Annotated in this window: 25 protein-coding genes; 11 read left to right on the plus strand and 14 right to left on the minus strand. The window is 42.2% G+C overall.

All coding sequences use genetic code 11. The features are described 5' to 3' along the window. The 3 genes from Q7U33_RS10450 to Q7U33_RS10460 form a co-directional block, all read right to left on the minus strand. Nucleotides 1–290 (minus strand): copper-binding protein (locus Q7U33_RS10450; protein ID WP_304860599.1); only part of this gene is annotated, 290 nt, incomplete at its 3' end. 61 nt (nucleotides 291–351) lie between these two features. Next, nucleotides 352–777, minus strand: coding sequence for a hypothetical protein (locus Q7U33_RS10455; RefSeq protein ID WP_019896654.1), 426 nt, complete (start codon nucleotides 775–777; stop codon nucleotides 352–354). Nucleotides 778–1002: 225 nt separating this feature from the next. Next, nucleotides 1003–1332, minus strand: coding sequence for a hypothetical protein (locus Q7U33_RS10460; protein ID WP_304860604.1), 330 nt, complete (start codon nucleotides 1330–1332; stop codon nucleotides 1003–1005). Between the two features lie 128 nt (nucleotides 1333–1460). Here Q7U33_RS10460 and Q7U33_RS10465 point away from each other — a divergent pair, with 128 nt between their 5' ends. Beyond that, a complete protein-coding gene (locus Q7U33_RS10465; protein WP_135276574.1) occupies nucleotides 1461–1838 on the plus strand; it encodes a septal ring lytic transglycosylase RlpA family protein in 378 nt (125 codons plus the stop codon). 578 nt (nucleotides 1839–2416) lie between these two features. Here the strand turns inward: Q7U33_RS10465 and pepN are convergent. Further along, nucleotides 2417–5023 carry an aminopeptidase N gene (gene pepN / locus Q7U33_RS10470; RefSeq protein WP_304860813.1) on the minus strand — a complete coding sequence of 869 codons (2607 nt, stop codon included), beginning with the start codon at nucleotides 5021–5023 and terminating at the stop codon, nucleotides 2417–2419. Nucleotides 5024–5289: 266 nt separating this feature from the next. Between pepN and Q7U33_RS10475 the strand changes: the two genes are divergently transcribed. Both Q7U33_RS10475 and Q7U33_RS10480 read left to right on the plus strand, forming a co-directional pair. Continuing rightward, complete coding sequence (locus tag Q7U33_RS10475) at nucleotides 5290–5619, plus strand: hypothetical protein (RefSeq protein ID WP_304860609.1); 330 nt, start codon at nucleotides 5290–5292, stop codon at nucleotides 5617–5619. A gap of 66 nt (nucleotides 5620–5685) precedes the next feature. Then, on the plus strand, nucleotides 5686–7719 hold the full coding sequence (locus Q7U33_RS10480) for a TonB-dependent receptor (RefSeq protein ID WP_304860611.1): 2034 nt from the start codon (nucleotides 5686–5688) through the stop codon (nucleotides 7717–7719). A gap of 74 nt (nucleotides 7720–7793) precedes the next feature. On the opposite strand, the gene Q7U33_RS10485 is transcribed toward Q7U33_RS10480, so the two are convergent. Beyond that, a complete protein-coding gene (locus Q7U33_RS10485) occupies nucleotides 7794–8216 on the minus strand; it encodes a diacylglycerol kinase (RefSeq protein WP_304860817.1) in 423 nt (140 codons plus the stop codon). Between the two features lie 121 nt (nucleotides 8217–8337). On the opposite strand from Q7U33_RS10485, the gene Q7U33_RS10490 reads away from it, so the two are divergent. Continuing rightward, nucleotides 8338–8610: an oxidative damage protection protein gene (locus Q7U33_RS10490; RefSeq protein ID WP_036301035.1), complete on the plus strand. Its 273-nt coding sequence runs from the start codon at nucleotides 8338–8340 to the stop codon at nucleotides 8608–8610. Nucleotides 8611–8741: 131 nt separating this feature from the next. On the opposite strand, the gene pbpG is transcribed toward Q7U33_RS10490, so the two are convergent. Then, nucleotides 8742–9734 carry a D-alanyl-D-alanine endopeptidase gene (gene pbpG / locus Q7U33_RS10495; protein WP_304860615.1) on the minus strand — a complete coding sequence of 331 codons (993 nt, stop codon included), beginning with the start codon at nucleotides 9732–9734 and terminating at the stop codon, nucleotides 8742–8744. Nucleotides 9735–9911: 177 nt separating this feature from the next. Between pbpG and gcvH the strand changes: the two genes are divergently transcribed. Beyond that, complete coding sequence (gene gcvH / locus Q7U33_RS10500; protein ID WP_304860618.1) at nucleotides 9912–10292, plus strand: glycine cleavage system protein GcvH; 381 nt, start codon at nucleotides 9912–9914, stop codon at nucleotides 10290–10292. Between the two features lie 100 nt (nucleotides 10293–10392). On the opposite strand, the gene Q7U33_RS10505 is transcribed toward gcvH, so the two are convergent. The 3 genes from Q7U33_RS10505 to Q7U33_RS10515 are packed head-to-tail and all read right to left on the minus strand — an operon-like array spanning nucleotide 10393 to nucleotide 13478. Continuing rightward, on the minus strand, nucleotides 10393–11463 hold the full coding sequence (locus Q7U33_RS10505) for a hypothetical protein (RefSeq protein WP_304860621.1): 1071 nt from the start codon (nucleotides 11461–11463) through the stop codon (nucleotides 10393–10395). Between the two features lie 40 nt (nucleotides 11464–11503). Beyond that, entirely contained in the window at nucleotides 11504–11926 is a 423-nt protein-coding gene (locus Q7U33_RS10510; RefSeq protein WP_304860623.1) for a DNA polymerase III subunit chi, read from the minus strand. Between the two features lie 49 nt (nucleotides 11927–11975). Further along, the gene (locus Q7U33_RS10515; RefSeq protein WP_304860625.1) at nucleotides 11976–13478 is read right to left on the minus strand and encodes a leucyl aminopeptidase; all 1503 of its coding nucleotides are present in this window, start codon (nucleotides 13476–13478) and stop codon (nucleotides 11976–11978) included. A 222-nt stretch (nucleotides 13479–13700) separates the two neighbouring features. Between Q7U33_RS10515 and lptF the strand changes: the two genes are divergently transcribed. Both lptF and lptG read left to right on the plus strand, forming a co-directional pair. After that, the gene (gene lptF / locus Q7U33_RS10520) at nucleotides 13701–14825 is read left to right on the plus strand and encodes an LPS export ABC transporter permease LptF (protein WP_304860627.1); all 1125 of its coding nucleotides are present in this window, start codon (nucleotides 13701–13703) and stop codon (nucleotides 14823–14825) included. Between the two features lie 13 nt (nucleotides 14826–14838). Beyond that, entirely contained in the window at nucleotides 14839–15909 is a 1071-nt protein-coding gene (gene lptG, locus Q7U33_RS10525) for an LPS export ABC transporter permease LptG (RefSeq protein ID WP_304860629.1), read from the plus strand. A gap of 49 nt (nucleotides 15910–15958) precedes the next feature. On the opposite strand, the gene Q7U33_RS10530 is transcribed toward lptG, so the two are convergent. The 4 genes from Q7U33_RS10530 to Q7U33_RS10545 are packed head-to-tail and all read right to left on the minus strand — an operon-like array spanning nucleotide 15959 to nucleotide 17955. After that, nucleotides 15959–16399 (minus strand): RDD family protein, encoded by a 441-nt coding sequence (locus Q7U33_RS10530; RefSeq protein ID WP_304860631.1) that lies wholly within the window; start codon nucleotides 16397–16399, stop codon nucleotides 15959–15961. A gap of 47 nt (nucleotides 16400–16446) precedes the next feature. Continuing rightward, nucleotides 16447–16890 carry a DUF3106 domain-containing protein gene (locus Q7U33_RS10535; protein ID WP_304860634.1) on the minus strand — a complete coding sequence of 148 codons (444 nt, stop codon included), beginning with the start codon at nucleotides 16888–16890 and terminating at the stop codon, nucleotides 16447–16449. Beyond that, complete coding sequence (locus tag Q7U33_RS10540) at nucleotides 16872–17333, minus strand: DUF3619 family protein (protein WP_304860637.1); 462 nt, start codon at nucleotides 17331–17333, stop codon at nucleotides 16872–16874. The genes Q7U33_RS10535 and Q7U33_RS10540 overlap by 19 nt, the downstream gene beginning before the upstream one ends. Nucleotides 17334–17358: 25 nt before the next feature. Then, nucleotides 17359–17955: an RNA polymerase sigma factor gene (locus tag Q7U33_RS10545; RefSeq protein WP_304860639.1), complete on the minus strand. Its 597-nt coding sequence runs from the start codon at nucleotides 17953–17955 to the stop codon at nucleotides 17359–17361. 333 nt (nucleotides 17956–18288) lie between these two features. Between Q7U33_RS10545 and Q7U33_RS10550 the strand changes: the two genes are divergently transcribed. Genes Q7U33_RS10550 through Q7U33_RS10560 form a run of 3 tightly spaced genes read left to right on the plus strand, consistent with a single transcriptional unit; the run spans nucleotide 18289 to nucleotide 21612 of the window. Beyond that, entirely contained in the window at nucleotides 18289–18522 is a 234-nt protein-coding gene (locus Q7U33_RS10550; protein ID WP_304860641.1) for a PP0621 family protein, read from the plus strand. 50 nt (nucleotides 18523–18572) lie between these two features. Beyond that, nucleotides 18573–20177, plus strand: a complete 1605-nt coding sequence (locus Q7U33_RS10555) for a nitrogen regulation protein NR(II) (protein ID WP_304860643.1) — start codon at nucleotides 18573–18575, stop codon at nucleotides 20175–20177. Between the two features lie 31 nt (nucleotides 20178–20208). Continuing rightward, on the plus strand, nucleotides 20209–21612 hold the full coding sequence (locus Q7U33_RS10560; protein ID WP_304860645.1) for a sigma-54 dependent transcriptional regulator: 1404 nt from the start codon (nucleotides 20209–20211) through the stop codon (nucleotides 21610–21612). Nucleotides 21613–21710: 98 nt separating this feature from the next. Here the strand turns inward: Q7U33_RS10560 and Q7U33_RS10565 are convergent, their stop codons facing one another. Next, nucleotides 21711–22712 carry a sodium:calcium antiporter gene (locus Q7U33_RS10565; RefSeq protein WP_304860647.1) on the minus strand — a complete coding sequence of 334 codons (1002 nt, stop codon included), beginning with the start codon at nucleotides 22710–22712 and terminating at the stop codon, nucleotides 21711–21713. A 77-nt stretch (nucleotides 22713–22789) separates the two neighbouring features. Between Q7U33_RS10565 and ampD the strand changes: the two genes are divergently transcribed. Continuing rightward, nucleotides 22790–23332, plus strand: coding sequence for a 1,6-anhydro-N-acetylmuramyl-L-alanine amidase AmpD (gene ampD, locus Q7U33_RS10570; protein WP_304860649.1), 543 nt, complete (start codon nucleotides 22790–22792; stop codon nucleotides 23330–23332).

Below are 23332 nucleotides of genomic sequence, written 5' to 3' on the forward strand. Positions count from 1 at the left end.
CCGTCGACTTTAACGAACTCGAATTCAACCTGATCACCAATCTTTACTGTGTCCAGCAGAGCCTTGCCAGCAACGTTAAAAAACATGGTCATACCAGGCCATTTAAGCTCCGGAACAGCGTCATGCTTCAATTTAACCTTGCTTAATGCACTGTCCATGGCAACGACTTCACCTTTTGCTGAATAACTCTTTTGATTATCTGTAGCCTGATGGTGTGCATCGTTGGCGTAGACTGGAGCAGCAGCGATACTCAATACCGCAACGAACATACAAATTAATAACTTTTTCATTTCTTTGATCCTTTAATGTTTGATTGAATCTGGGCGGGACGTTGCCCGCCCGATTCACAAATTAATGCTTGTGTGTATTGTCAGTTCCTTTGGACATACAGTCCATTTCACCTGACCCTTTAGACATGCCACCCATATTCATCATCATGTGATGCTCGTCCATCATCTGGCTCATCATTTCATCCATGAGTTTCTGATGCTCGCTCATCCATTCTTCATGTTCCTGCATGGTCATGCCTGACTTCGGTTTCATAGCCTGCATTTTGCCCATGTTGTCATGCATCATTTTCATGTGTTCGCCCATAAGTTTTTTACGCTCATCGCCTTTGGCGGCCTCAGCTGCTTTAAGCTTCTGCTTGGCTTGCATAACTTTTTGAGTCATCTGCCTTTGAAATTCATCCTGCGCAGCAATCGCGGACACAGATAGAAAGCTGATGCTACAGACAGCAAGTGTTGCAATCATTTTGTAAATGGTTTGATTCTTCATGATAAATACTCCTAGACAATTTATAGTCACTGCAATTGCATAGAGGTGGTTCAGCAGTCGTGCGCGGTTATGTATAGGCGTAAACAGCCATACGCTAGACCTCGAACGGATATAAAACCACCGCCGGGAATACGTGCCGAAGAAATAGAAGTGTGTTGGGTACGATCAAGTACTCAGATAAGCATCTGAGTTCGAGAGCCGTTTAAAACAAGACGACCTTCGGCACTATGCGAAGGTTTGTCTGGGGGGATGAAAAAGTGAGGGTGGAACGGTATCCGGAACTTCAGATATATCGGTGGAGTACATAGGTAATGCACCACTAAATTCCAGAGGGGTGTTAAATGGAATAATTGCCTGTGCTACGCTTAAATGGCAGGGCAGGCATTTGTCACATGTTACATTTTTAGCTGGTTTTGCACTGTCATGGTGATCGCAGTGAGCCATATCATCCATATTGCTCATGTCAGCATTCACCTGCATTTGCTGGGTATCATGCATCTGACAATTAGGCATAGCTACTGCTGCCATGCCTTCTACAGGGAGGCATATCAGCATAATGAATAGCGTAATGAATTTAATTATTTTGGACTTCACGGATCAATTTTACGCTTAAAAAAAACTCTTTGCAATTACTTGAACGTACTATGTATGATAAAAAATAGAAATGATAATTGGAACTCATTTTGAAAACGTTATTGATATTCGCATTTTTACTGGCTTTGTCCGGTTGTAGCAGCATTCCAAGTGGTGGTCGCGACAATTGGATAGGACATACCGAATCGGGAGAAGCTTCTTTCTACGCTGATAAATTTCAGAATCGAAAAACTGCTAGCGGAGAGCGGTATAACCATAGTTTAAAAACAGCGGCTCATAACAAAATCCCTTTCGGTTCAAGCGTAAAGGTAACGAACAAGAATAATGGCAAAAGCGTCGTTGTAAAAGTAAATGATCGTGGCCAATTCGCAAAAGGCCGAGTTATTGATCTTTCAAAATCTGCATTTATTAGTATTGGCAACCCATCTTCTGGTGTGATAAACGTTAGTATAGAAGTTGTTCAGTAGCACATGACGATTCCTTCATGCGTGACGCCGCTTCGCGGCACAGCTTAATTCAGACATTGAACGTCCGCTTTGGGCTGTGATCACAGTCGGTTAGCTTCTATAGTTGACCGTCAGCTTTGCGGATTTATCTGTCATTTGAATATGAGATATACACAGCAATTTCGGAGTTACGTATTTATTAAAATGATCTGCCAAAAAATAGTGATGCATTGCTCGAAAGTTACGTATTTTCTGACGTAACATTAAATTCTAGTCAAATTTGAATGGCTCTAAACCGTGACATCAAGTTACGTATTTATTCTCGTGAAATAAATCAACCTTAACTAGATTACAAAATAGTAAGTCATTGAGTTTGTCAGTTAATTCATACAAAAAGCCTTAGTGGTTACACTAAGGCTTTTTTATTTACATGCTTAACGCCAACTCAAGATGAGCCCAACACCTCACTACAAATGCACTACATGATGAATCGCACGGATATGGAGTTGTAGGATATGGATGTAAAAACTTATTATCTTCAATCCCGTCCTCATATCGTATTGATAGATACGATATGAGGCACAAGGGCATTAGTAAAATCACCCCTTCAAACTTTTACTTACCACCTCAAACACATCGTTAGAAAGCTTCGGGGTATCCATAATGGCTTGCAAGGCTTCTTTCATATACACCTGTAGTGCAGGGGTATAACGTTTCCATTCGCGCAATGGTACAACCTGACGTGCGGCAATTTGTGGGTTAATTTCATTTAGCTCAATAATGACATCCCTTAACAAGGCATAACCTTGGCCGCTTGGGTCATGAAACTTCACAGGGTTATTGATGGCGAATGCTGAGTACAGCGAGCGCACGCGATTAGGATTTTTAATATTAAAGTCTGGATGTTGACGTAGCTTGGCAAAGTCATCGAATATTTCACTTCTGTTCGCAATCGCCTGCAGTGAAAACCATTTATCCACTACTAATGGATAGTCTTTAAATCGGCGATAGAAATCAGCAAAGACCACCTCCCGCTCGGCTTGGGCGCTGTCTGATAAACAAGATAACGCTGCGACAATATCGGTCATGTTGTCCGCTTGGTCATAATGCGCTTTGGCACGTGTAGCACAGCCTGTGCCGTTACTCACAGTCAACAATTCAAGCACTGTATTTTGCAGCGCTCTGCGCCCCATCGCCTCTGGTGAGATAGAAAACTCACCCGTGTTTCGATTCTCTTCATATAAACGCACAAGCGCGTCTTTATGTGTACGCTTAATTGCTTTAAGTATATGTGTACGTGCTTGATCTATGGCAGCAGGATCAATCACTGCTTGCGTTTGTGATATCACCGCAATTGCAGGTAAAGTAAGGGCCCGCGCCAGCAATGCTTTGTCGCTTTTCCCACCAAGACCTTGGCTAATAATGACACCAAAGTCGTCCACATATTGAGAGATATCGGCTTCATTATCTGCCATCACGCGCTCAATATTGCGCAGTGCTAGCGTTTGACCTGCCTCCCACTTATTGAAGCCATCGGTATCTTTTAACTGTAATAGACGAAGGTCATCATCGCTCAGGTCTGTGATTAATTTCACAGGGGCAGAAAAGCCGCGCAAAATAGACGGCACTGGGCGTGTATTGACATCGTTGAAAGTGAAACTTTGCTCACGTTCGGTCAACTCAAGAATTTTTGTTGCGTGCGTTTCAACCCCCTCTTGACTCAACAACCCAACCGCAACGGGAATATGTAATGGCTTTTTATCGGTTTGCCCTGAGGTGTCAGCCTGAGATTGTTTCAGTGTAAGCGTGAATGTCTGTTCCGCCAGATTGTACTGACTTCTCACTTTTAAAGTGGGCGTACCTGCCTGCTTGTACCATAAAAAGAATTGGGACATATCGCGCCCAGATGCATCGGCCATGCATTGCACAAAATCATCACAGGTAACAGCGTGCCCATCATAACGCTCAAAATAAAGATCGGTCGCTTTGCGGAATGTATCTTGTCCCAGCAACGTATGTTGCATGCGGATAATTTCCGCCCCTTTTTCATACACGGTTTTAGTGTAAAAATTGCTAATCTCAATAAACTGATCTGGCTGCACTGAATGCGCAAGCGGGCTAGCATCTTCTGAAAACTGCAAGCGACGTAGAGAGTTCACATCATCAATACGCTGCACAGCACGCGAGTTCATGTCTGCACTAAACTCCTGATCTCTAAACACGGTAAAGCCTTCTTTAAGAGAGAGTTGAAACCAGTCGCGGCAAGTGACGCGATTTCCCGTCCAATTATGAAAATACTCATGCGCAACTACGCCCTCAACACTCATAAAATCTGAATCGGTTGCGGTTTCTTGATGGGCAAGCACTAGCGCTGTATTAAAGATATTAAGTGAGGTGTTTTCCATTGCGCCCATATTGAAGTCATTCACGGCGACGATATTGAACAAATCAAGTTCATACTCACGGCCGTATTTCTCCTCATCCCATTTCATGGATTTTTTAAGCGATTGCATGGCATGATCGCACTGTTTTTCATCACCAGCGCGAACGTAAATATGCAGATCAACATGGCGCCCAGACATGGTCTTGAACGAATCTTCGATTCTGACAAGGTCACCAGCAACTAAAGCGAAAAGGTAACAAGGTTTTGGGAATGGGTCATTCCAAACCGTAAAGTGGCGCCCGCTCGCAAGCTCGCCTGAATCGGTTAAATTGCCGTTAGATAACAGTACTGGATAATTACTTTTATCCCCCTCAATGCGCACAGTAAATGTGCTTAGCACATCGGGTCTATCTTGAAAGAAAGTAATACGGCGAAAACCTTCAGCTTCGCATTGAGTGCAATAGGTTCCCTGAGACTTATACAGCCCTTCCAGCGCAGTATTAGAAGCTGGATCAATTTCCGAACGAATCGTCAAAGTAAACTTATCACCCGCATCGGTGATTGTCATTTTATTGTCAGCCACTTTGTAGCTATGAAATGGAATATTATCAATCTCAACAGAAATAATCGTTTGATCTTGTCCATTTAAAACGAGAACTGTTGAGTCGCTATCTGGGTTTTTAATATATTGCACCTCTGATTGCACGATTGTTTTGTCTTCTAGCAATTCAAAAGAGAGATTAACGTGTGCTACTTTATAGGGAGCAGGCGTATAGTCTTTTAGGTAAATAGTCTTGGGCGTCACGCTAGTTTCTGGGCTCATCATCAAAAATCTCTTTTAATTATTGTTCTGTTACTCAACAGTATAAATAGATTGTATTTAAGTTGAATAGTTTTATAAACGTATGTTTAAAATTGGATAGCATTTATATTTAAAGTTTAGGCTAAAAACAGATGAAACCATCACGTCAAAAATAGGCTTACTTCTTACGCTTTATAAATGGACTAAAAATGGGTGAGTCTGAATCTTTCACAGCACATTAATTTTTTAACTAACCAAAAACTAAAAATCTGTTAAAATACGCAACTATGTTGCAAAGACTATTCATTCACTTAACGCTTATCCTTGTATTTGCTTTCACGCAGATAGGCGTTGCTACGCATGAAATCAGTCACATCACTGATAGCACCAAGCATTCGCAGAATGATGAAAACTCGCAACAAAAAAACACGGCTGCCGAACAATGTGCGCAATGTATTAGTTATGCAAAAATCGCCAGTGGTTTATTGTCAGCCATTCTGACAGCACAAATCAACCAGACTAATTTAGCTTCAACGCTGAGCCAGCACATACCTTTTCAACAATATTCATCAAGCCCCTACGCAGCAAGAGCCCCACCTCAAATAACGAGCATTTAATTTAAAAATCACAGCAGACTTAATATCGCCTGCTGGTTACTCGTTTTAATTTTTGAGGTTATCAATATGCATTACTCCCCTAATGTACAAGTGCTTAACACATTTGTGTTTAGACCTATATTTATTGCTGTAGCAATGACACTTGCATCACCATCCATGGCAGCAGACGCCAATACGGCGATAGACCTACCAACCGTGCCAGTAACAGGCAACCCTTTAGGCGTCAGTTCTGACGAGTTAGTGGTGCCAGTATCAGTGCTTAGCGGACGCGAGCTATCGCTGAAACGCGAAAGCACATTGGGTGAAACACTTAACGGTATTCCTGGGGTCAGTGCGACACAATTTGGCCCCAATGCATCACGCCCAGTGATTCGTGGATTAGATGGCGAACGCGTACGCATTATGCAAAACGGGGTAGGCATTTTAGATGCATCAAGCTTAAGCTTCGACCATGCGGTAGGTATCGACCCACTCATTATCGAACAAATAGATGTAGTTCGTGGGCCAGCAGCATTACTATATGGTGGCAGTGCAATGGGCGGCGTGGTCAATGCGATTGACCATCGCATCCCTAAAGAACAGTTAAACGGTGTGACTGGTCGTGCTGAAACAAGATTTGGCGGTCCAGACAACACTCGCAATGGTGCAGCAGTCATTGATATCGGCAACGGACAAATTGCGATTCATGCCGACGCATACACCAGAAAAACCAGCGATTTAGATATTCCAGGTTATGCGGTATCTCGCAGAAAAAGCGAACAACCTGACGGCCCAGCCCGTGAAAACCGCGGAAAACTAGTCAACAGCAGTGCTGACGGTGACGGCGGCGCGCTAGGTGCAGCTTTAACCTTTGATAATGGTTATATTGGCGCTTCTTTTTCTACCTTGAACAATAATTACGGTGTTGTTGCAGAAGAAGATGTTCGTATCGACATGCAAAGTGATAGATGGGATATCGCGAGCGAATTCACAGACTTAGGTGGCCTCATTAACCGCGTTAAATTTCGCATTGCCCATACCAACTACGAACATCGTGAATTAGAAGATGGTGAAGTAGGCACCACTTTCAAAAACAGAGGCTTGGAAAGTAGCATTGAGTTAGGCCACAGCCCGATTGGACAGTTAAATGGCGTAGTAGGCTATCAATTTAGCAATACCAATTTCGAAGCATTAGGCGATGAAGCCTTTGTACCTAGCGTCAACACACAAAACCAAGCGGCCTATATTTATGAAGAATTAGCCATCAATCAACATAAAATAACTTTTGGCGGACGCTTAGGTCACACGACGGTGGACGCCAAAGATAGTGCCAATTTTGGCGTAGGTCAGAAAAACAGCTTTAATCCAAATAGCTTTGCACTAGGCGGCTTATACAACATAGATAGCAATTGGTCACTTACGGGCAACTTATCGCATAACGAACGTGCGCCAAGTTATTTTGAGCTGTATGCTAACGGTGCTCACGTAGCCACTGGTCAATTTGAAGTAGGTAACGCTGACTTTAAGAAAGAACGCTCAAAAGGCATTGATGCTCAATTACGTTGGAAGGATGCAAAAAACTCATTCAGTATCGGCACTTATTACACAAGGTTTAGCAATTTTATCGGGCTTTTTGAAACAGGCAATGAGATTGATGTTGACGGCGAGTTTTTACCTGAAGCACAGTTCAGAGCAGTTCCCGCTACATTTAAAGGCTTAGAAGCTGAAGCTAAACTTAGCATGACAGATCATCTAAACTTGAACTTACTGGGCGACTACGTGCATGCTAAAGACAAACGTAATAATGAGTATTTACCTAGAATCGCACCATTGCGCATAGGTGCAGGACTACATTACCAACACAACAGTATTGGTGCAAGATTAGATGTACTCAAAGCATTTGGACAAGACAGAACCGCTGAGAATGAATTAAAAACTGATGGTTACACCAATGTCAGCGCACTAGTGTCTTACAAACTACCAACTAAATTGAATTTAGAGTTATTTGCAAAAGCCAATAACTTGCTTAACCAAGAAATTCGCGAGCATACATCGTTCCTAAAGGATATCTCGATGCAAGGTCAACGATCCATATTGTTTGGACTACGTGGGGATTTCTAGTCAACTTTAGCACACCATAAAAGCGCAAACATAATCTAAATTTTTATCACTTATGTTTGCGCTTCTTTAATTGATTAAGCAAATAGTACCAAACCCCAAACCACCGCCACAATCAGCAAGGCAATAAATACCGCAGCACTACCAATGTCTTTAGCCTGCTTTGCAAGCGCATGATGCTCAGTAGATGTATGATCCACCGCCGCCTCAATCGCAGAGTTAAGCAACTCAACAATTAATACCAACAGCACACTGGCAATCAACAAAGCTTGCTCAACTGGACTCTTGCCCAAATACACAGCAAGCGGCACCAAAACAATCGCCAGAAAAACCTCTTGGCGGAAAGCATCTTCGTGCACAAAAGCCGCTTTAAAGCCCTCAAGCGAATATCCAAATGCATTAATCAATCGACGGATACCAGTTTTACCCTTAAAAGGGCTGGTGGCTAAATGCTTTGAAGCTTGCGAGTGGTCTTTAGGCTTACTTGAAGGTGTTAACATCATAGACTTTCTAAAAAATTGATCATGTAACATTAAATTGTTAATAGTTTAATGCATAGATTTTAACATGCGCTATCATAACGGTTTAAGCAATCACGATTAGATTAAACAAAGGACAATCATGGCACGTACTGTTAATTGTATTAAATTGGGTAAAGAGGCAGATGGATTGGATTTCCCTCCATACCCAGGTGAGTTAGGAAAACGTATCTACATGAGTGTATCAAAAGAAGCTTGGGCCGTATGGTTAAAGCAACAAACTATGCTCGTGAATGAAAATCGCCTGAGTTTAGCAGACCCCTCAGCACGCAAATACTTAACAGAGCAAACTGAAAAATACTTTTTTGGTGACGGCGCTGATACAGCAAGTGGATACGTACCACCGAAAGATTAACGACACCAGATGGTTCGTGATGGTTTCGTACAACGCTCCCATCACTTAAACCCATAAAAAACGCCAGTCAATGACTGGCGTTTTTTGCCTCACCAATGCGCTAGCATCCAAACCCTCTACCGCTAAATTGGTTAGCCACTAACAAACGTCCCAAGAGAACCTGCCTCGTTATTTTCTACCCATTTCCGAATACGATTTGCATCACCAATTCTTGTAAGCTTGCCTGCTGAGTCTAACAACACAATAATGACTGGCTGACCTGAAATATCAGCTTGCATCACCAAACAGCGGCCAGCTTCATTAATAAAACCCGTTTTTGATAGACCAATATCCCACTTACCCCCACGAACTAAAGCATTCGTATTGACAAAGCTAAGCGGGTTCTGACGTCCATACAATGTAATTTCATGAGACGGTAGCGTACTTACCTGACGGATTTCAGGATAGTGATAAGCAGCATCCACCATTTTCACAAGGTCTTCAGCGGTGGATATATTATTGCTATCCAAACCTGTTGCATCAACAAACCTTGTCGAATTCATGCCCAATAATCTTGCTTTTTGGTTCATCGCTTTTACAAATGCATGAGCACCACCAGGGTAATTACGGCCTAAAGCTGAAGCAGCTCTATTTTCTGAGGCCATTAAAGCTAATTGCAACAACTCACCACGCGTCAACATTGTGCCAATACTTAATCTTGAAGTGGTGTGCTTAAGATAATCTACATCTTCATCAGAAATATAAAGCAAATCATCCATTGGCAAATGCGCATCCAACATCACCATCGCAGTCATCAACTTAGTCACCGAGGCAATTGGGGTTGGTAAATGAGTGTTTTTAGCAAACAACACCTCACCCGTCAGCTGGTTAATCACCAATGCTTTGGCTGAGGCTAATTGTAATGGAGTTGTACCGTCATAATGATCAACGGAAGCAATCGGTTTGCGAGCAGGCAAGCGAGTTTTGACTCGAGTAGAATTAGGCTTATATTTGACAGTACTATATTTGTTTGAAGACTTCGTCTGCTTATGATTTTTTTCAGTCGCGGCGCCAACGGCTACTGGGGCCAAGCTAAGCGCCAAGCTGACGTAGAGCAGAATAAATTTTCGCATTGTGGTTTTCATAATAGCTTATATCTCATAGAGTTACAGCACAATACTATATAAAAACTTTAGCTTTGTCATCATTATTTTTTATGATATTTCAGTTATCTATTACAGCGATTAAAAATAAATCAATTTCAACGCAATTTACGTTAAAATTTGAACCAATATCAATTAAAAAATCATAGAGTCACTAGCATGCAAACACCACAATCTTTGTTATTCAGCCCTCAACATTTGTGGATAAAATCTACAGCAGATGGCCTATGGGAAGCTGGAATTACCGATTATGCACAAAACCTACTTGGTGACATTGTATTTGTTGAAGCGCCGACTGCAGGCACTCGCTTAACCGCGGAGCAACCATGCGGACTAGTCGAGTCAGTCAAAACTGGCTCAGATTTACATGCTTTGATTAATGGAGAGGTGGTTGAGGTGAATCAATCAGTCGTTGACTCACCTGAACAAATTAACGACAACCCTTATAAAGCTTGGATATTTAAGTTTAAAGCTGACAAAGACACCGATACGGAAAAGCTATTATCTGCTGAAGCTTATGAAGTGCTAATTAAATCTTAATATTTAATCTAACCAACTTAATGTCTATTATTACAAGTGGATTACTCGTGATGTATCCATGCCGAATTGGACATAGCGTGACAACTTAAAGCTAAGAAAATTAGGGTGTAGAGAACACCAAGCGCACAGAATCAACCACTTTCCCAATTTCAGCCCTGATATTAGAAGCTAATTCACGCTCTAATCTTGGCATCTCCACTGACAGCACCTCCAGTACTTTATTGACCAAAGCCTGCTCTGTACTAGGCAACTCTGCATTTAAGCCCTGTATAAACTCATTTTTAGCGCGCTCTGCGAGTGCAACAAAGTCTGTTTTTAGCGTTGCTGTTAACTGATTAGACAGCTCTTCATAAAGCGCAGGGAAGGTATCTCCCAGTTTCTGCTGTAGTGCTTGCTGAGACTGCAACTGAATCGCATCCAAATAAATACTTAACTCAGACTGCGTGTGTTGCGTAAGCTCTTTATAAATACCAGCCAACTCCTGCGCCAAACTGGCTTTATGCTGCGCAAGTAGATCCTCATGAAGTCGCGAGATTTTATCCTGTAACTCATGTGTAGCATTTTCAACCGTCGTTTTTTCTAAATTTTGCAATGATGCCTGTAACTCATCGGTTAAAGTCTGCTCAAGTTTAGGCAATTTAGCGGTTAAGTTTTGCTGCACATCAATCACCACTTGCGATTGCATTTGCGTTAAGCTTTGTGCCAAATCCGCCTTAATGATATCTACATTGGCGTGCACCATCTTTGGTATTTCTGTTGCAAAATCAGCGCGTGTTCTATCCACAAAAACAGATGTTTGCTCCATGATTGCTTGCTTCGCATTCATCAGTTCCACATCTATTTGGTCTTTCAACGTCAGCTCTGCGTCTTGTTGCGACTGTAAAACTTGCTGAATAAATTGATTATTCTGCTGCGTTAATTCACTCAGTACATCTGCCTGAATTACTTCTATACTAGCTGACTGATTTGGCAAATGCTCTAGCAATGCTTGTCGCACATTTTCTTTAATCTTTTGCGCAATTGACGCCTCTACTTCACTCACGATTTGTGGCCTGATTTCGGCTGCAATCGCTGCAATTAAATCTGGTGTGACATTAAATGTACTAGCCAAAGCCTGCGCTGGCAAAGCATGTACCTCTGTTAACAGTGGAATATCATCATGTTCTTGCATGTAATTTAATGTCCTCTCACCCACACTTATTCGCTAGCAATTAAGCAGCAGATTCATCAGTCGACTTAATCTGGTAGCCGCGATCTCGATAAAACTTATACCGAGCTCTGGCAGAAGCTTTATCTTCTTCATCCACACCAACCAGCTCAACCAAATACTTAAATCGACTGAAAAATGGCGGATGCTCTACTTTTAAGTTAATCAAAATATCATCTTGCAAAAGCTGCTCTCCATCTTTATCCAAAACAATCGAGACATCATGCTGCTCAGGCGCCCCTGAACGAGCACTCGGCAAAAAGCTAGTCGCCGAATGCTGCCAAAGCCGATCCTGAATGCGCATAGACATTGCATCATCTGGGGTAAAAATAGTGAGCTTACGTCCTTTAACAACAGCTCTACTACAAATATCTGCAACTTTGGCCAACTTGTCTGGGACGTTAAAAAAGAACTCTACTTTAGTCATGTTTAAGGGTTATGTTTTAATATTTTGCATTGATCGACAATTAGCGCTTCTAACGTGTGCGGCCAACTAAAAACTCCGTCAACATAGGCACTGGGCGACCAGTACCACCTTTTTCCTTACCTGATTTCCACGCGGTACCAGCGATATCCAAATGCGCCCAATCATACTTTTTAGCAAAGCGAGACAAGAAGCAAGCCGCAGTGATACTACCTGCCGCACGACCACCAATGTTCGCGATATCAGCAAAATTGCTATCCAATAGTGGCTGATACTCATCCCACATTGGCATATGCCATGCACGATCCAACGCTTGCTCACCCGCCTGCAACAGTTCTTTAGCTAAGCTATCGTTATTACTGAATAAACCAGTCGCATGGTGACCCAATGCAATCACACATGCACCTGTCAGCGTTGCAATGTCCACCACTGCACTTGGCTCAAAGCGTTCTGCATAAGTGAGCGCATCACATAAGATCAAGCGGCCTTCTGCATCGGTGTTTAGCACCTCAATAGTTAAACCTGACATGCTTGTGAGTACATCACCTGGCCTTATTGCACGGCCGTCTGGCATATTCTCACAGGTTGGAATCACACCGATGACATTCAACGGCAAATCCATTTCTGCGATTGTTTTGAACAAGCCGAGCACCGTCGCGGCACCACACATATCGTATTTCATCTCATCCATTTCAGCACCAGGCTTCAATGAGATACCGCCAGTATCAAAGGTAATCCCTTTGCCAACCAGCACGACAGGCTTTTGATCTTTATTACCTTTTAGGTGTTGCAATACAATTAACTTAGGCGGCTCTTCACTACCTTGCGCAACGCCTAGGAACGATCCCATGCCTAATTTTTGCATAGCTTCCCGCTCAAGCACTTCAACACCTAATCCGTAAGTTTTAGCCAATGCCTGTGCTTGCTCTGCAAGATAAGTTGGCGTGCAAACATTAGGGGGTAAATTACCTAAGTCTTTAGTCAGACTGACACCAGCCCCAATCGCTTTGCCATCTACCAAGCCAGATTTAGCCTCATTGAGGTCAGCAACATCTGCAATTTGGATACTAAATGCTTTAACACCTTTTTTCGGCTCTTTTTCTTCTACCGCATCTTTTTTACGTTTAATCGCATCAAAACGATAAGTGGCATCTAAGCTTGTTTCTACAAGATGCGATACTTTTTTACGTGTTGTCATTTCACCAACAGGTAAGCCAGCTAACATCGTCAGCACATCATCTGCACTGATTGCGCTCAGGGCTTTTACAGACGCCCGCACCGCTTTACAGTATTGTTTTTCACTAAATTCAGCTTTTTTGCCTAAGCCCACCAACAAAACACGATCAGCTTGTACACTTGGCACTTGATGTAGCATCAAAGTTGATTCTAGCTTACCTTCTAAATCACCATGCTTAAGCACTTTACTCACATAACCATCTGACAACGCATCTATTGATTGTGCAGCATCTGACAACTCACGCCCCTCATACACACCAACAACAACACAATTATGATGCTGTTTTTCCGCTGCGCTCGTTTTTATGCTAAATTCCATAGTATTACATCCTTGATATTGTTGTGATTACATTAAATTATTTGCCGAAAATGCAGATTCAGCGCCGCATTAAAAGTTAACTACTCTACAATAGAGTTTTAAAAATCAGCATAAATTCAATCAAATATTAATTAAATCATCAATCATGTTAAGTTTGATTAAATTATCGCGTGTTTTACACGTAATTCATAGTCGTAAATAAATTGGTTTTCAGTGCATCTTATGCTTTTTAGGCTCTCATTAATAAAAGAATTAATTTCAACGGCAGCAGGAGCCTTCCTGATTTTAATTGGAATCGTTATCGCTCAGCGTGCTGGACACCTTGTGCGCCTTGCTGCCAAAGGAATTCTGCCTAACGATGCCATCACCACCATGCTAGGTTTTAACATGGTGAAATTTCTGCCCATGGTGCTCTCACTCGCATTGTTTTTAGCTGTATTAATGACACTATCACGCTGGTATCGCGATTCAGAAATGGTGATTTGGTTTAGTGGCGGCCTCAGCATTAACTACTGGATTCGCCCAGTACTCACATTTATTTTCCCAGTCATTCTGCTTATTTTGACACTTAGTCTTTTTGTAATGCCATGGGCGACCAGTAAAGGCGAACTCTACCGAACGCAACTTGAATCCCGCGATGATCTGGCAACCATTAGCCCTGGTGTATTTAAAGAATCGGGCAATGGAGAACGGGTATTTTTTATGGAAAGTTTTGACGAACTAGGCAATGTCGTCAAAAACATTTTTGTGCAAACATTACAGCATCAAAAACTAGGCGTGATTGTTGCTGCCGAGGGTAGCCGCTACACTGAGAAAAACGGCGATAACTTTGTGCTGATGGAAAATGGGAAACGTTACGAAGGCTCAAGAGGTAGCGCAGAGTTTTCGACAACTGCTTTTGAGAAGTACGCTATTCGCATTGAAGCGAATGAAGCAAAAGAAAGACCTCCAAGTACACAATCAAAACCGACACAGGAGTTATTTACATCTCACAACAAAACTAACAATGCAGAATTACAATGGCGTATTGCAATCCCAATCTCCGCATTGATTTTATGCTTACTTGCCATTCCATTAAGTGCTTTAGACCCACGAGCAGGGCGCTCTGCGAATTTTGTACTTGCATTAATCATTTACATCATTTATAACAATCTGTTGAGCATTTTTCAGGCTTGGGTAGCTCAAGGGAAACTTAACACCCTTATCGGCTTATGGCCAGTGCACTTTTTCTTTTTAGTGCTAACCATTTACATGTTCTACCGACGCGGTCGCCAATTACCGATACTGCCAAGCTTGCTTTCAATGCAATGGCTAAAAAAACCCCCTCAATCGGCTTTATCAAGTTAGCCAGTTCCCTTTTATGAAAATCATTACCCGTTATTTACTCAAGGAAATCACTGTCAATGTGTTGCTCATTACATTAGCGCTCATTGCTATGTTCTCTTTCTTTGACCTAGTGCAAGAGCTTGAAAGTCTAGGCCAGGGCAGTTATGGCCTAGGTAAAGTGATACTGTTTGTGATGCTCAGCGCACCTGGCCATGTGTATGATGTGATGCCAGTCGCTGTACTTGTTGGCTGTATGTACAGCCTAGGGCAACTTGCACGACACTCTGAGCTAGTCGTATTAAGAGTAAGCGGCATTTCGCTTTATAGCCTTGCCACTACGCTACTAAAAGTAGGCTTGATATTTACACTCATCACGTTTCTTATTGGCGAGCTTATTACCCCATTCAGTGAAAAAACAGCACAGCGTCTACGTATCAGAGCGACTGACTCTGTGATTGTGCAAGACTTTATGTCTGGCCTATGGGTCAAAGATGGGCGTAGCTTTGTTAACGTAGAAGAAGTGTTAGCAGATACAACCTTATTGAACATTCATATTTATGAGTTCGATGATAAGTTCAACCTACGCACCGTGAGCCACGCAGAAAAAGGGCTATTTGAAGATGAACAATGGCATTTAAAATCTGTGTCACAAACGCACTTTGAAAAAGACAATAACTACGTAAAACATCTTGATAAGGCGACATGGCGCTCGCTTATTCGTCCAGAATTATTGAATGTTTTATTGGTGCTCCCCGAAAAAATGTCTGCCTGGGATTTATACGCGTACATTGATCATTTATCGATTAACAAACAAAAAACAACCCGCTATAAAATGGCCTTGTGGGCAAAACTGGTTTATCCACTTGCCAGCCTTGTCATGGTCATTCTTGCGCTCCCATTTGCATTTATTCAGCAACGTGCAACAGGCGCCAGCACAAAAATATTTATCGGTATCATGCTTGGGGTTTTGTACCAGATTCTTAACCGAACCTTTGTTCATCTGGGCTTATTAAACGACTGGGCACCTGCATTTAGCGCGATTACACCAACAGCACTATTCCTGCTGGCTGGTCTGGTAATGCTGCGTCATGTCGACCGCAGGTAGGCAAAGGTCATCATGCCCTATCAAATCTCGAGGGGCTGGATTGCTAATTTTAAGCAATGATGATCTTGCACTTAAGCAATCGATCATGCAAAAACAATCGATTTTTATCGACCAGTGCCCATAAAAAACCTAGCCCAAATAGCACTAAGCTTAAACTGGCTAACACATAGCGCACCAACGCCATCTGGATAGAGAGTGACGCATTACTTTGAGAAACCATCTTTAAATGCCAGGATTGCATAGCCAGCGTCTGGCCAGTTTTAGTCCAACACCAGACATAGTAGGCGCCTAGAATCGTACACAAGAACATTTGTTGCGACAAGCGCTTGATTCCTTCTGTCGCATCTCCAAATACGCCATAAAACAACCCTGCAAACACAATGCACAATGCAACAATGGTAAGTAGCTCATAGACCAAGCACGCCAATAGTTTAAGTAAACTTGGTAAGTGGTCTTTTGACAAAGGGATGGGGTGTTTTTGAGGGCTCATACAATGATTATCTCAGCACTATTTTTTACAAAAATAGTGCTAAATCTTTAATGCAAGTCTGCGTCAGTATAGGCATCTGGAGATTCAGCACGCAACCTAGCACGCTCTGACTCAGACAGCTGTTGATATTCTAGCCACTTCTTGCGCAGCTCGCTTTTCTTATCTGCGGATAAAGCATTAAATTGCTGATGCCTTTTTCGTGCATTTTCACGCTCATAAGGGGTCATTCGACTCCAATTAGTCAGGCGTTTCTTTACTAACGCCTGCTTTTCCGCACTCATCTTTGGATAGTCACCAGCAATGTCCAGCATTTTCTCGCGTTGCCACGGACGTAACGTATCCCACTCAGAGGCTAGCGGATTTAACACTTGTCGTTGTGCATCATTCAACTCTGCCCACGTCACATCAGCCGCTTTCACGACTGAAATGCCACAAATAAGTAACACACACACACAAATTAAATTTTTAGACCTCAATTGGTATCCAGCCATGCAGTAAATCCCTTGTCTGCGTATGCTTCAGGTGGCAAATCAGAGGCCAGCAAGAAAGCATCGCTATTTTCTATTTGATGATTAACACTAAACTGTTGTACAGCGAAAAAGGTTAACAACATTACACACACCACCAATAAGGTAGAAAAAATGCGATGCTGTTCAAAATAATGCCCGAAATGCCCACCAAACCACTGCAACGTATTCCCATTTTGGTGCAATCTATGGTTACCTGCTAACTGTGCTTCCTGGCCCACTAGCCTGCCTATCGCCAAACTGCGTGCCTCGGCTAAGCGCGCTGAATGCTCATCAGATAGCTTCTGAGCGCGACTATCCAGCAAATCAACGATATTGCGCGCTATTTGATCTTCAACATTTGCATCTAAAGATATTTGTTGATCTGTATGACTATTATTGTCGTGTCTATTTTTATCGGTTTTCATTGCTCGCTCCAATTTTTTCGAGCCATTATCTAGGTCCATTTAATGTAGCGTTAGATAAGCCCAGCTTATCTAAACCTTGCTTACGTAGCTCCAGAGCCAAGGCATGCACGGCTCGTGAGCAATGCGTTTTAACGCTACCATCTGAGCATCCCATGATTTCTGCTGTCTCTGCTACGTCCATTTCCTCCCAATAACGCAACACAAATGCTTCGCGTTGACGTGCTGGTAGTTTTTCTAAAGCACGTTCGATTAATGCGATGGTTTGACTACTTGCAATTTGAACTGAAGGCTCCTCACTATCATCGCCCACGTCTATTGTATCAAGGGGATCACGGTCTTCATTGTCATCAGCACTGCCGCCGAATGATGATAAAAGTGTCGTCCATAGATTACGCACTTTTTGCCGACGCCAATAATCGCGCATCGTATTTTGTAAAATACGTTGAAACAGCATGGGAAACTCTGAAGCTGGTTGAGCACCATATTTGTCGGCAAGCTTCATCATGGCATCTTGCACAATATCAAGCGCAGCATGATCATCTCTAACCGCGTAAGCAGTCTGCTTAAATGCACGTCGCTCTATCGCTGCGAGAAAGTCAGAGAGTTCCTTGGGTGTTGCCATGTTAAAAATTAAACGCCATATTGAGATTGATATTTTATACTGTTACACAAATAACATGCTTTAATTGAGTAGCATACTCAGGGGCACAGTATATCAGGTTTATATTTTCAGCTGAATTTGCAACTTAACGGCGCTAAGGCTTAGCTTTCAACGGTAATGTATAAGCAAGTTAGTTCGTTAGCAAAAAATCATCAAGATAACGTTATTAATCAAATTGGCATTAATGTCAGGTCGCTTAGCATTGAGTAAACTTACGCTGATTAAAAATCAAACGAACCCAGCGCTTTTAGTTACAATCTATATTTATTATTTACATACGAGCATCTTTAGATTATGTGGAAGTTAATTTTTTTGGGTATCGTCATTTGGTTAATTATTAAGTTGGCTAAGTATGCGTTAAAAGCCAATCAGAATAATTCCCCAGAGGTTAAAAGTTCGGAAGAAGCTAATATCGAAAATATGGTGGAATGTGATCAGTGCCATGTGCACTTGCCACGCTCAGAGGCCTTTTTGGTAGATGGTAAATTTTACTGCACAAAAGCGCATATTAAATCGGATGCACCCTAGCTAAGATGTCCTCTCAATTTTAAAATTCATACCAATCTAATAAAACATCAATGGCCGATAATACGCTATTTCAAAATCTTACTGCGCAGAGCGAACTATCCCTCCAAGCGCGTACGATTCGTATTATTAATGTTTTTAGGTTCCTATTAAGCTTAACATTTGTACTTTTCTCCTTATATACAGGTCAGGAGAACTGGGGTGACAATCAAGCAGCATCCTTGTTCTTTAGCCTTTCCTTAGCATACTCACTTTTCAGTCTAACCTTACTAATTGTTGCGCCGCTAAAGTCTTCCGCACTGGTCTTTTTTAATCCAGTACAAATCATTATTGATATATTTTTTATTATTTTAATTATGCATGCGATGGGCGGCATACAAAGCGGCTTAGGCCTATTGCTCATTATCACCATTGTTACAGCTAGCTTGGTTAGCAACGGTCGGCTAGCGTTATTTTATGCCGCCATTGCAACGATTGGTTTATTGCTTGAGCAAAGCTATCAAATAGCAAAATGGGACTTGCCAATTTCAGTCTACAGCCAGCCTGCCATGCTGAGCTTAAGTTGCTTTGCTACCGCTTGGCTGGGATATAGCTTTGCTAAACGAATCATGCAGAGTGAAGCACTTGCTTCCGCACGTGGTGTCGATCTAGAGAATCTAGCCCAAGTTAACGCACTGATTACGGAAGAAATGCAGGATGGTGTCATTGTCATTGATCAGTCTTTGAATATCCGCCACTACAATTCACAAGCAATATCGCTACTCGCCTTAACCAAAAATAATAGCGATGAATCGTTTCAATTGAGTGGTGATGTTACGGAAATAGGTCAATTATTTGCACGCTGGATGCATGCAGAAAGCATCAATGAGAATCTCATTATTTCTATTAATAATAAAGAGTTAAAACTAAGATTCGAACCAATTAACCAGGAAAATCGCCTTCATGGCGCCGTTGTATTTATTCAGGACTGGAGCCTAATGCAGTCAGCCGCACAGCAATCTAAGCTGGCAGCTTTAGGAAGGCTGACCGCTAACATCGCCCATGAAATACGCAATCCACTTAGTGCGATTAGCCATGCTAACCAGTTATTGCAGGAAGAAAATTTTAGTCCGCAGAATAAGCGCATGTTAGAAATTGTTGCGGACAATATTCAACGCATCGACCAAATTATTAAAGACGTACTAGAACTTAATCGTCGCGACCGCACTAACCAAGAGAAATTGCCCCTTAACCAATTCATTCTTGATTTTTACACGCAATTTTGTGCTGTAGAAAAGATACCCCCTTCACATTTTCAAATGTCATCATTTAAAGACTCATTATTTGTTACCTATGACCAACGCCATTTAATGCAGATTCTATGGAATTTGTGTAAAAATGGCTGGGAACATAGCCATAAACAAATGGGCAGCTTAAAGTTAAGTTGTACAAAAAATGGACGCGCTGGTTTAAACTTAGAGGTTATCGATGATGGTGAAGGTGTTGCAGAAGAAAATCGCAACAAGCTCTTTGAGCCTTTTTACACAACCAAGACAACAGGGAATGGTTTAGGCCTTTATATTTCACGCGAGCTTGCCGAAGCTAACGGTTCGCGCCTAAGCTACCAGAAGCTAGATTCAGGTAGTGCATTTATACTTCAATTACAAACGATCAACTAATACCACAATCTATTAAGGGCCATATTTTAGTATGCAACAAAGACCTAGCTGCTTAATTGTTGATGACGAAACAGATATCCGTGAACTACTAGCCATGACACTAGAGCGCATGGATGTTGAAACATACAGTGCTAGTAGCTTTGAAGAAGCTAAGACCATGCTCAAACTACGCACTTATGCCTTATGCCTAACCGACATGCAAATGCCGAACGGTACCGGTCTAGACCTTGTTAATTATATTAATGAATTTCACCTAGGCTTGCCAGTTGCTGTCATCACCGCTCACGCAAGTGCTGACAATGCTGTTTGTGCGCTCAAAGCTGGCGCTTTTGACTACCTCGCCAAACCGATATCACTCAAACAACTACGCCCCGTCATTGAGTCTGCGCTTAAGCTAAGCGCAGGGTCTGGTCAAATTACACCCAATACCTTAGAAATGATTGGTAATTCTGAGCCAATTCAACATGTGCGTAATATGATTGCTAAAGTATCACGTAGCCAGGCCCCTGTTTACATCAGTGGCGAATCTGGCAGTGGTAAAGAATTAGCAGCCAAACTGATTCATCAAAACAGTTCACGTGTTGATGGTGCGTTTATCGCCGTCAATTGTGGGGCAATTCCTGAAAATTTAATGGAAAGTGAGTTCTTCGGATATAAAAAAGGCGCTTTCACAGGTGCAAATCAAGATAAAGAAGGGTTATTCCAAGCCGCCAATGGCGGGACACTCTTTTTAGATGAAGTTGCTGACTTACCGCTTGCGATGCAGGTAAAGCTACTAAGAGCGATTCAAGAAAAAAAAGTACGAATGGTAGGTGGTACCAACGAAGATGCTGTGGATGTACGCATCATTAGTGCAACGCATAAGAACTTAACGGAGATGATGGATGCTGGTCAATTTAGGAAAGACTTGTATTACCGTCTGAACGTGATTCAACTCAAAATGCCAGCGCTACGTGATCGCCCAACAGATATCCCGTTACTCACCGAAATGTTACTCAACAAACTTTGTCAGGCTCAACATATTGCAACCCCTAAGATTGATACCAAAGCTCAGGAATACATTTCAAGCCTAACGTTTTCGGGCAATGTACGTGAACTAGAAAACATGTTGGAACGTGCGCTTGCATTATGTGATGGCCAAACCATTAACGTTGAGGACGTGCTGACTGATGGCAGCACACATACAGAGGGCAATGCTTCACGTGCGGTGTTTGACAGCAGTCATTCTGGTGAAGTCAATCTAACTGATTACCTTGAAGAGGTAGAAAAAAAGGCAATTATTCAAGCGCTGGATAAAACCAATAACAACAAAACTGCGGCGGCTAAACTGCTCGGCGTCACCTTTCGGACATTACGTTATCGACTTGCGAAACTAGGCCTCTCAAAGGACAGTGATATAGATGATTTAGCTGATCCTGAAGATCAAAATAACTAGCAATCCGCAGAACTAAAGATCAATAGAACTAATTCTAACTTTAGCAAATCACACAGCTGATGCTGTGGTATTTATTCACAGCATCATCAATCAAAAGCTTAAGCGAATACTAGCACCAGATAAGTCACATAAATGGCACCATTGACTAACAAGTGCCAAACACGCAAACCACCTTTATGTACCAAATAGCGTAGCCACATCGCAGCAATAAGTGTTAATACAATCCCTAGCAATACCTCACGACGTGGCACCCAAGGCGTGAGCATGATACCGATTGCTGGTAATAATGTACCCTGAAACACCATTGCACCTGTAATATTACCAAAGGCCAGTGTGTCCTTACCTTTGCGTATCCATAAAATACTATTTACTTTTTCAGGGAGCTCAGTCGCTATGGGAATAATCAATAGAGAGAGTAACAAGGCTGAAATACCAAGTAATTGAGATGCATCTTCTACGCCATGAATAAAGCCTTTAGCACCGCCTACTAGTAATGCTAAACCCAAAAACAATTGTAATGAGATGACTACCATATTGTTTGGAAGTCCTAGCTTGCATAAAAACATATAGCCACCAGCCTCAGTAGCGTGTCCTTCTTCAACCAGTGATTTTGATGCGCGCAACGTCAACATGACATAAACAAAGTAAATCATCACCATGCAAAAGCCCAAGCCATAACGAACAACGGCTAGGCTATGTGGTACAAACATGGCAATAGCAGCAAAACTAAATGCAATAATGAAAAAGTTAAGGTCACGCGCAAGCCCAGTACGCTCAGGTCTTAAATGTCCATGTGTACCTCTGCGGTGCCAAACTGACACAGCCATGAGGCAAATAGAAAGCGTTGCTAACATCAACGGCGCACCCAAAATAGCACCTACACCTATCTCTTCATTGGTCGCTGCATTTTGCGTACCTGCTAGCAATGCTAGTAAAGGCACAGAAGTTTCTGGCAGTGCTGTGCCTACCGCCGCAAATAGAGAACCCGTCACGCCTTCTGAAATACCTAATTTTTCACCTAAATGTTCAAGCGCATTGGTAAATACCTCTGCGGCAATCAAAATCACAATTAGCATCACTAACAACTCTAAAAATACCATGTTGGCTTTCTCTAATTCTAAGTATTACTTCATTAATGTTGGCATTTTAAACTGAACTCAGCATAAAATTAGCAATCATGGAAAATTACGTTATCAATAATGATGGTTTCGTGGCGCAAGCGCAGCAAATTGCGTCGCCTAATTTTGACGCACGACCAGAAGAAGAGGTCAGCTTAGTTGTGATTCACAACATCAGCCTACCTCCTAGCCAATATGGAGGTAATGGCATTATTGAGCTATTTACCAATCAACTTAACCCCGATGAACACCCTTATTATGCTGGCATTTATACACAGAAAGTGTCCGCACACTTTCTGATTAGACGTGACGGTACATTAATACAGTTTGTATCGTGCCTGAATAGAGCTTGGCATGCTGGCAAATCCAGCTGGCAATCACGTGAACGTTGTAACGATTTCTCGGTCGGAATAGAGCTTGAGGGGTCTGACTATGAAGCTTTTGACGAAGCGCAGTACCAAACCCTCAATAAATTAGTGGCTTGCCTTAACAGTAGCTATCCGATTCAAGCTATAGTAGGGCATTCAGATATTGCGCCAGACCGAAAAACTGACCCTGGCCCATATTTTGACTGGCAAAAATTAACACACCATCATCATTAA

Source organism: Methylotenera sp., from assembly GCF_030653755.1.
Classification (GTDB): Bacteria; Pseudomonadota; Gammaproteobacteria; order Burkholderiales; family Methylophilaceae; genus Methylotenera.

Bases quoted from the DNA above. Each gene is read 5' to 3' on its own strand.
- Q7U33_RS10510 (WP_304860623.1), bottom strand. From the start codon at position 11,926: ATGACTAAAGTAGAGTTCTTTTTTAACGTCCCAGACAAGTTGGCCAAA.
- gcvH (WP_304860618.1), top strand. From the start codon at position 9,912: ATGCAAACACCACAATCTTTGTTATTCAGCCCTCAACATTTGTGGATA.
- pepN (WP_304860813.1), bottom strand. From the start codon at position 5,023: ATGAGCCCAGAAACTAGCGTGACGCCCAAGACTATTTACCTAAAAGAC.
- lptG (WP_304860629.1), top strand. From the start codon at position 14,839: ATGAAAATCATTACCCGTTATTTACTCAAGGAAATCACTGTCAATGTG.
- Q7U33_RS10455 (WP_019896654.1), bottom strand. From the start codon at position 777: ATGAAGAATCAAACCATTTACAAAATGATTGCAACACTTGCTGTCTGT.
- Q7U33_RS10480 (WP_304860611.1), top strand. From the start codon at position 5,686: ATGCATTACTCCCCTAATGTACAAGTGCTTAACACATTTGTGTTTAGA.
- lptF (WP_304860627.1), top strand. From the start codon at position 13,701: ATGCTTTTTAGGCTCTCATTAATAAAAGAATTAATTTCAACGGCAGCA.
- Q7U33_RS10475 (WP_304860609.1), top strand. From the start codon at position 5,290: ATGTTGCAAAGACTATTCATTCACTTAACGCTTATCCTTGTATTTGCT.
- Q7U33_RS10560 (WP_304860645.1), top strand. From the start codon at position 20,209: ATGCAACAAAGACCTAGCTGCTTAATTGTTGATGACGAAACAGATATC.
- pbpG (WP_304860615.1), bottom strand. From the start codon at position 9,734: ATGAAAACCACAATGCGAAAATTTATTCTGCTCTACGTCAGCTTGGCG.
- Q7U33_RS10485 (WP_304860817.1), bottom strand. From the start codon at position 8,216: ATGTTAACACCTTCAAGTAAGCCTAAAGACCACTCGCAAGCTTCAAAG.
- Q7U33_RS10490 (WP_036301035.1), top strand. From the start codon at position 8,338: ATGGCACGTACTGTTAATTGTATTAAATTGGGTAAAGAGGCAGATGGA.
- Q7U33_RS10535 (WP_304860634.1), bottom strand. From the start codon at position 16,890: ATGGCTGGATACCAATTGAGGTCTAAAAATTTAATTTGTGTGTGTGTG.
- Q7U33_RS10530 (WP_304860631.1), bottom strand. From the start codon at position 16,399: ATGAGCCCTCAAAAACACCCCATCCCTTTGTCAAAAGACCACTTACCA.
- Q7U33_RS10555 (WP_304860643.1), top strand. From the start codon at position 18,573: ATGGCCGATAATACGCTATTTCAAAATCTTACTGCGCAGAGCGAACTA.
- Q7U33_RS10505 (WP_304860621.1), bottom strand. From the start codon at position 11,463: ATGCAAGAACATGATGATATTCCACTGTTAACAGAGGTACATGCTTTG.
- Q7U33_RS10515 (WP_304860625.1), bottom strand. From the start codon at position 13,478: ATGGAATTTAGCATAAAAACGAGCGCAGCGGAAAAACAGCATCATAAT.
- Q7U33_RS10565 (WP_304860647.1), bottom strand. From the start codon at position 22,712: ATGGTATTTTTAGAGTTGTTAGTGATGCTAATTGTGATTTTGATTGCC.
- Q7U33_RS10545 (WP_304860639.1), bottom strand. From the start codon at position 17,955: ATGGCAACACCCAAGGAACTCTCTGACTTTCTCGCAGCGATAGAGCGA.
- ampD (WP_304860649.1), top strand. From the start codon at position 22,790: ATGGAAAATTACGTTATCAATAATGATGGTTTCGTGGCGCAAGCGCAG.
- Q7U33_RS10550 (WP_304860641.1), top strand. From the start codon at position 18,289: ATGTGGAAGTTAATTTTTTTGGGTATCGTCATTTGGTTAATTATTAAG.
- Q7U33_RS10460 (WP_304860604.1), bottom strand. From the start codon at position 1,332: ATGCTGATATGCCTCCCTGTAGAAGGCATGGCAGCAGTAGCTATGCCT.
- Q7U33_RS10540 (WP_304860637.1), bottom strand. From the start codon at position 17,333: ATGAAAACCGATAAAAATAGACACGACAATAATAGTCATACAGATCAA.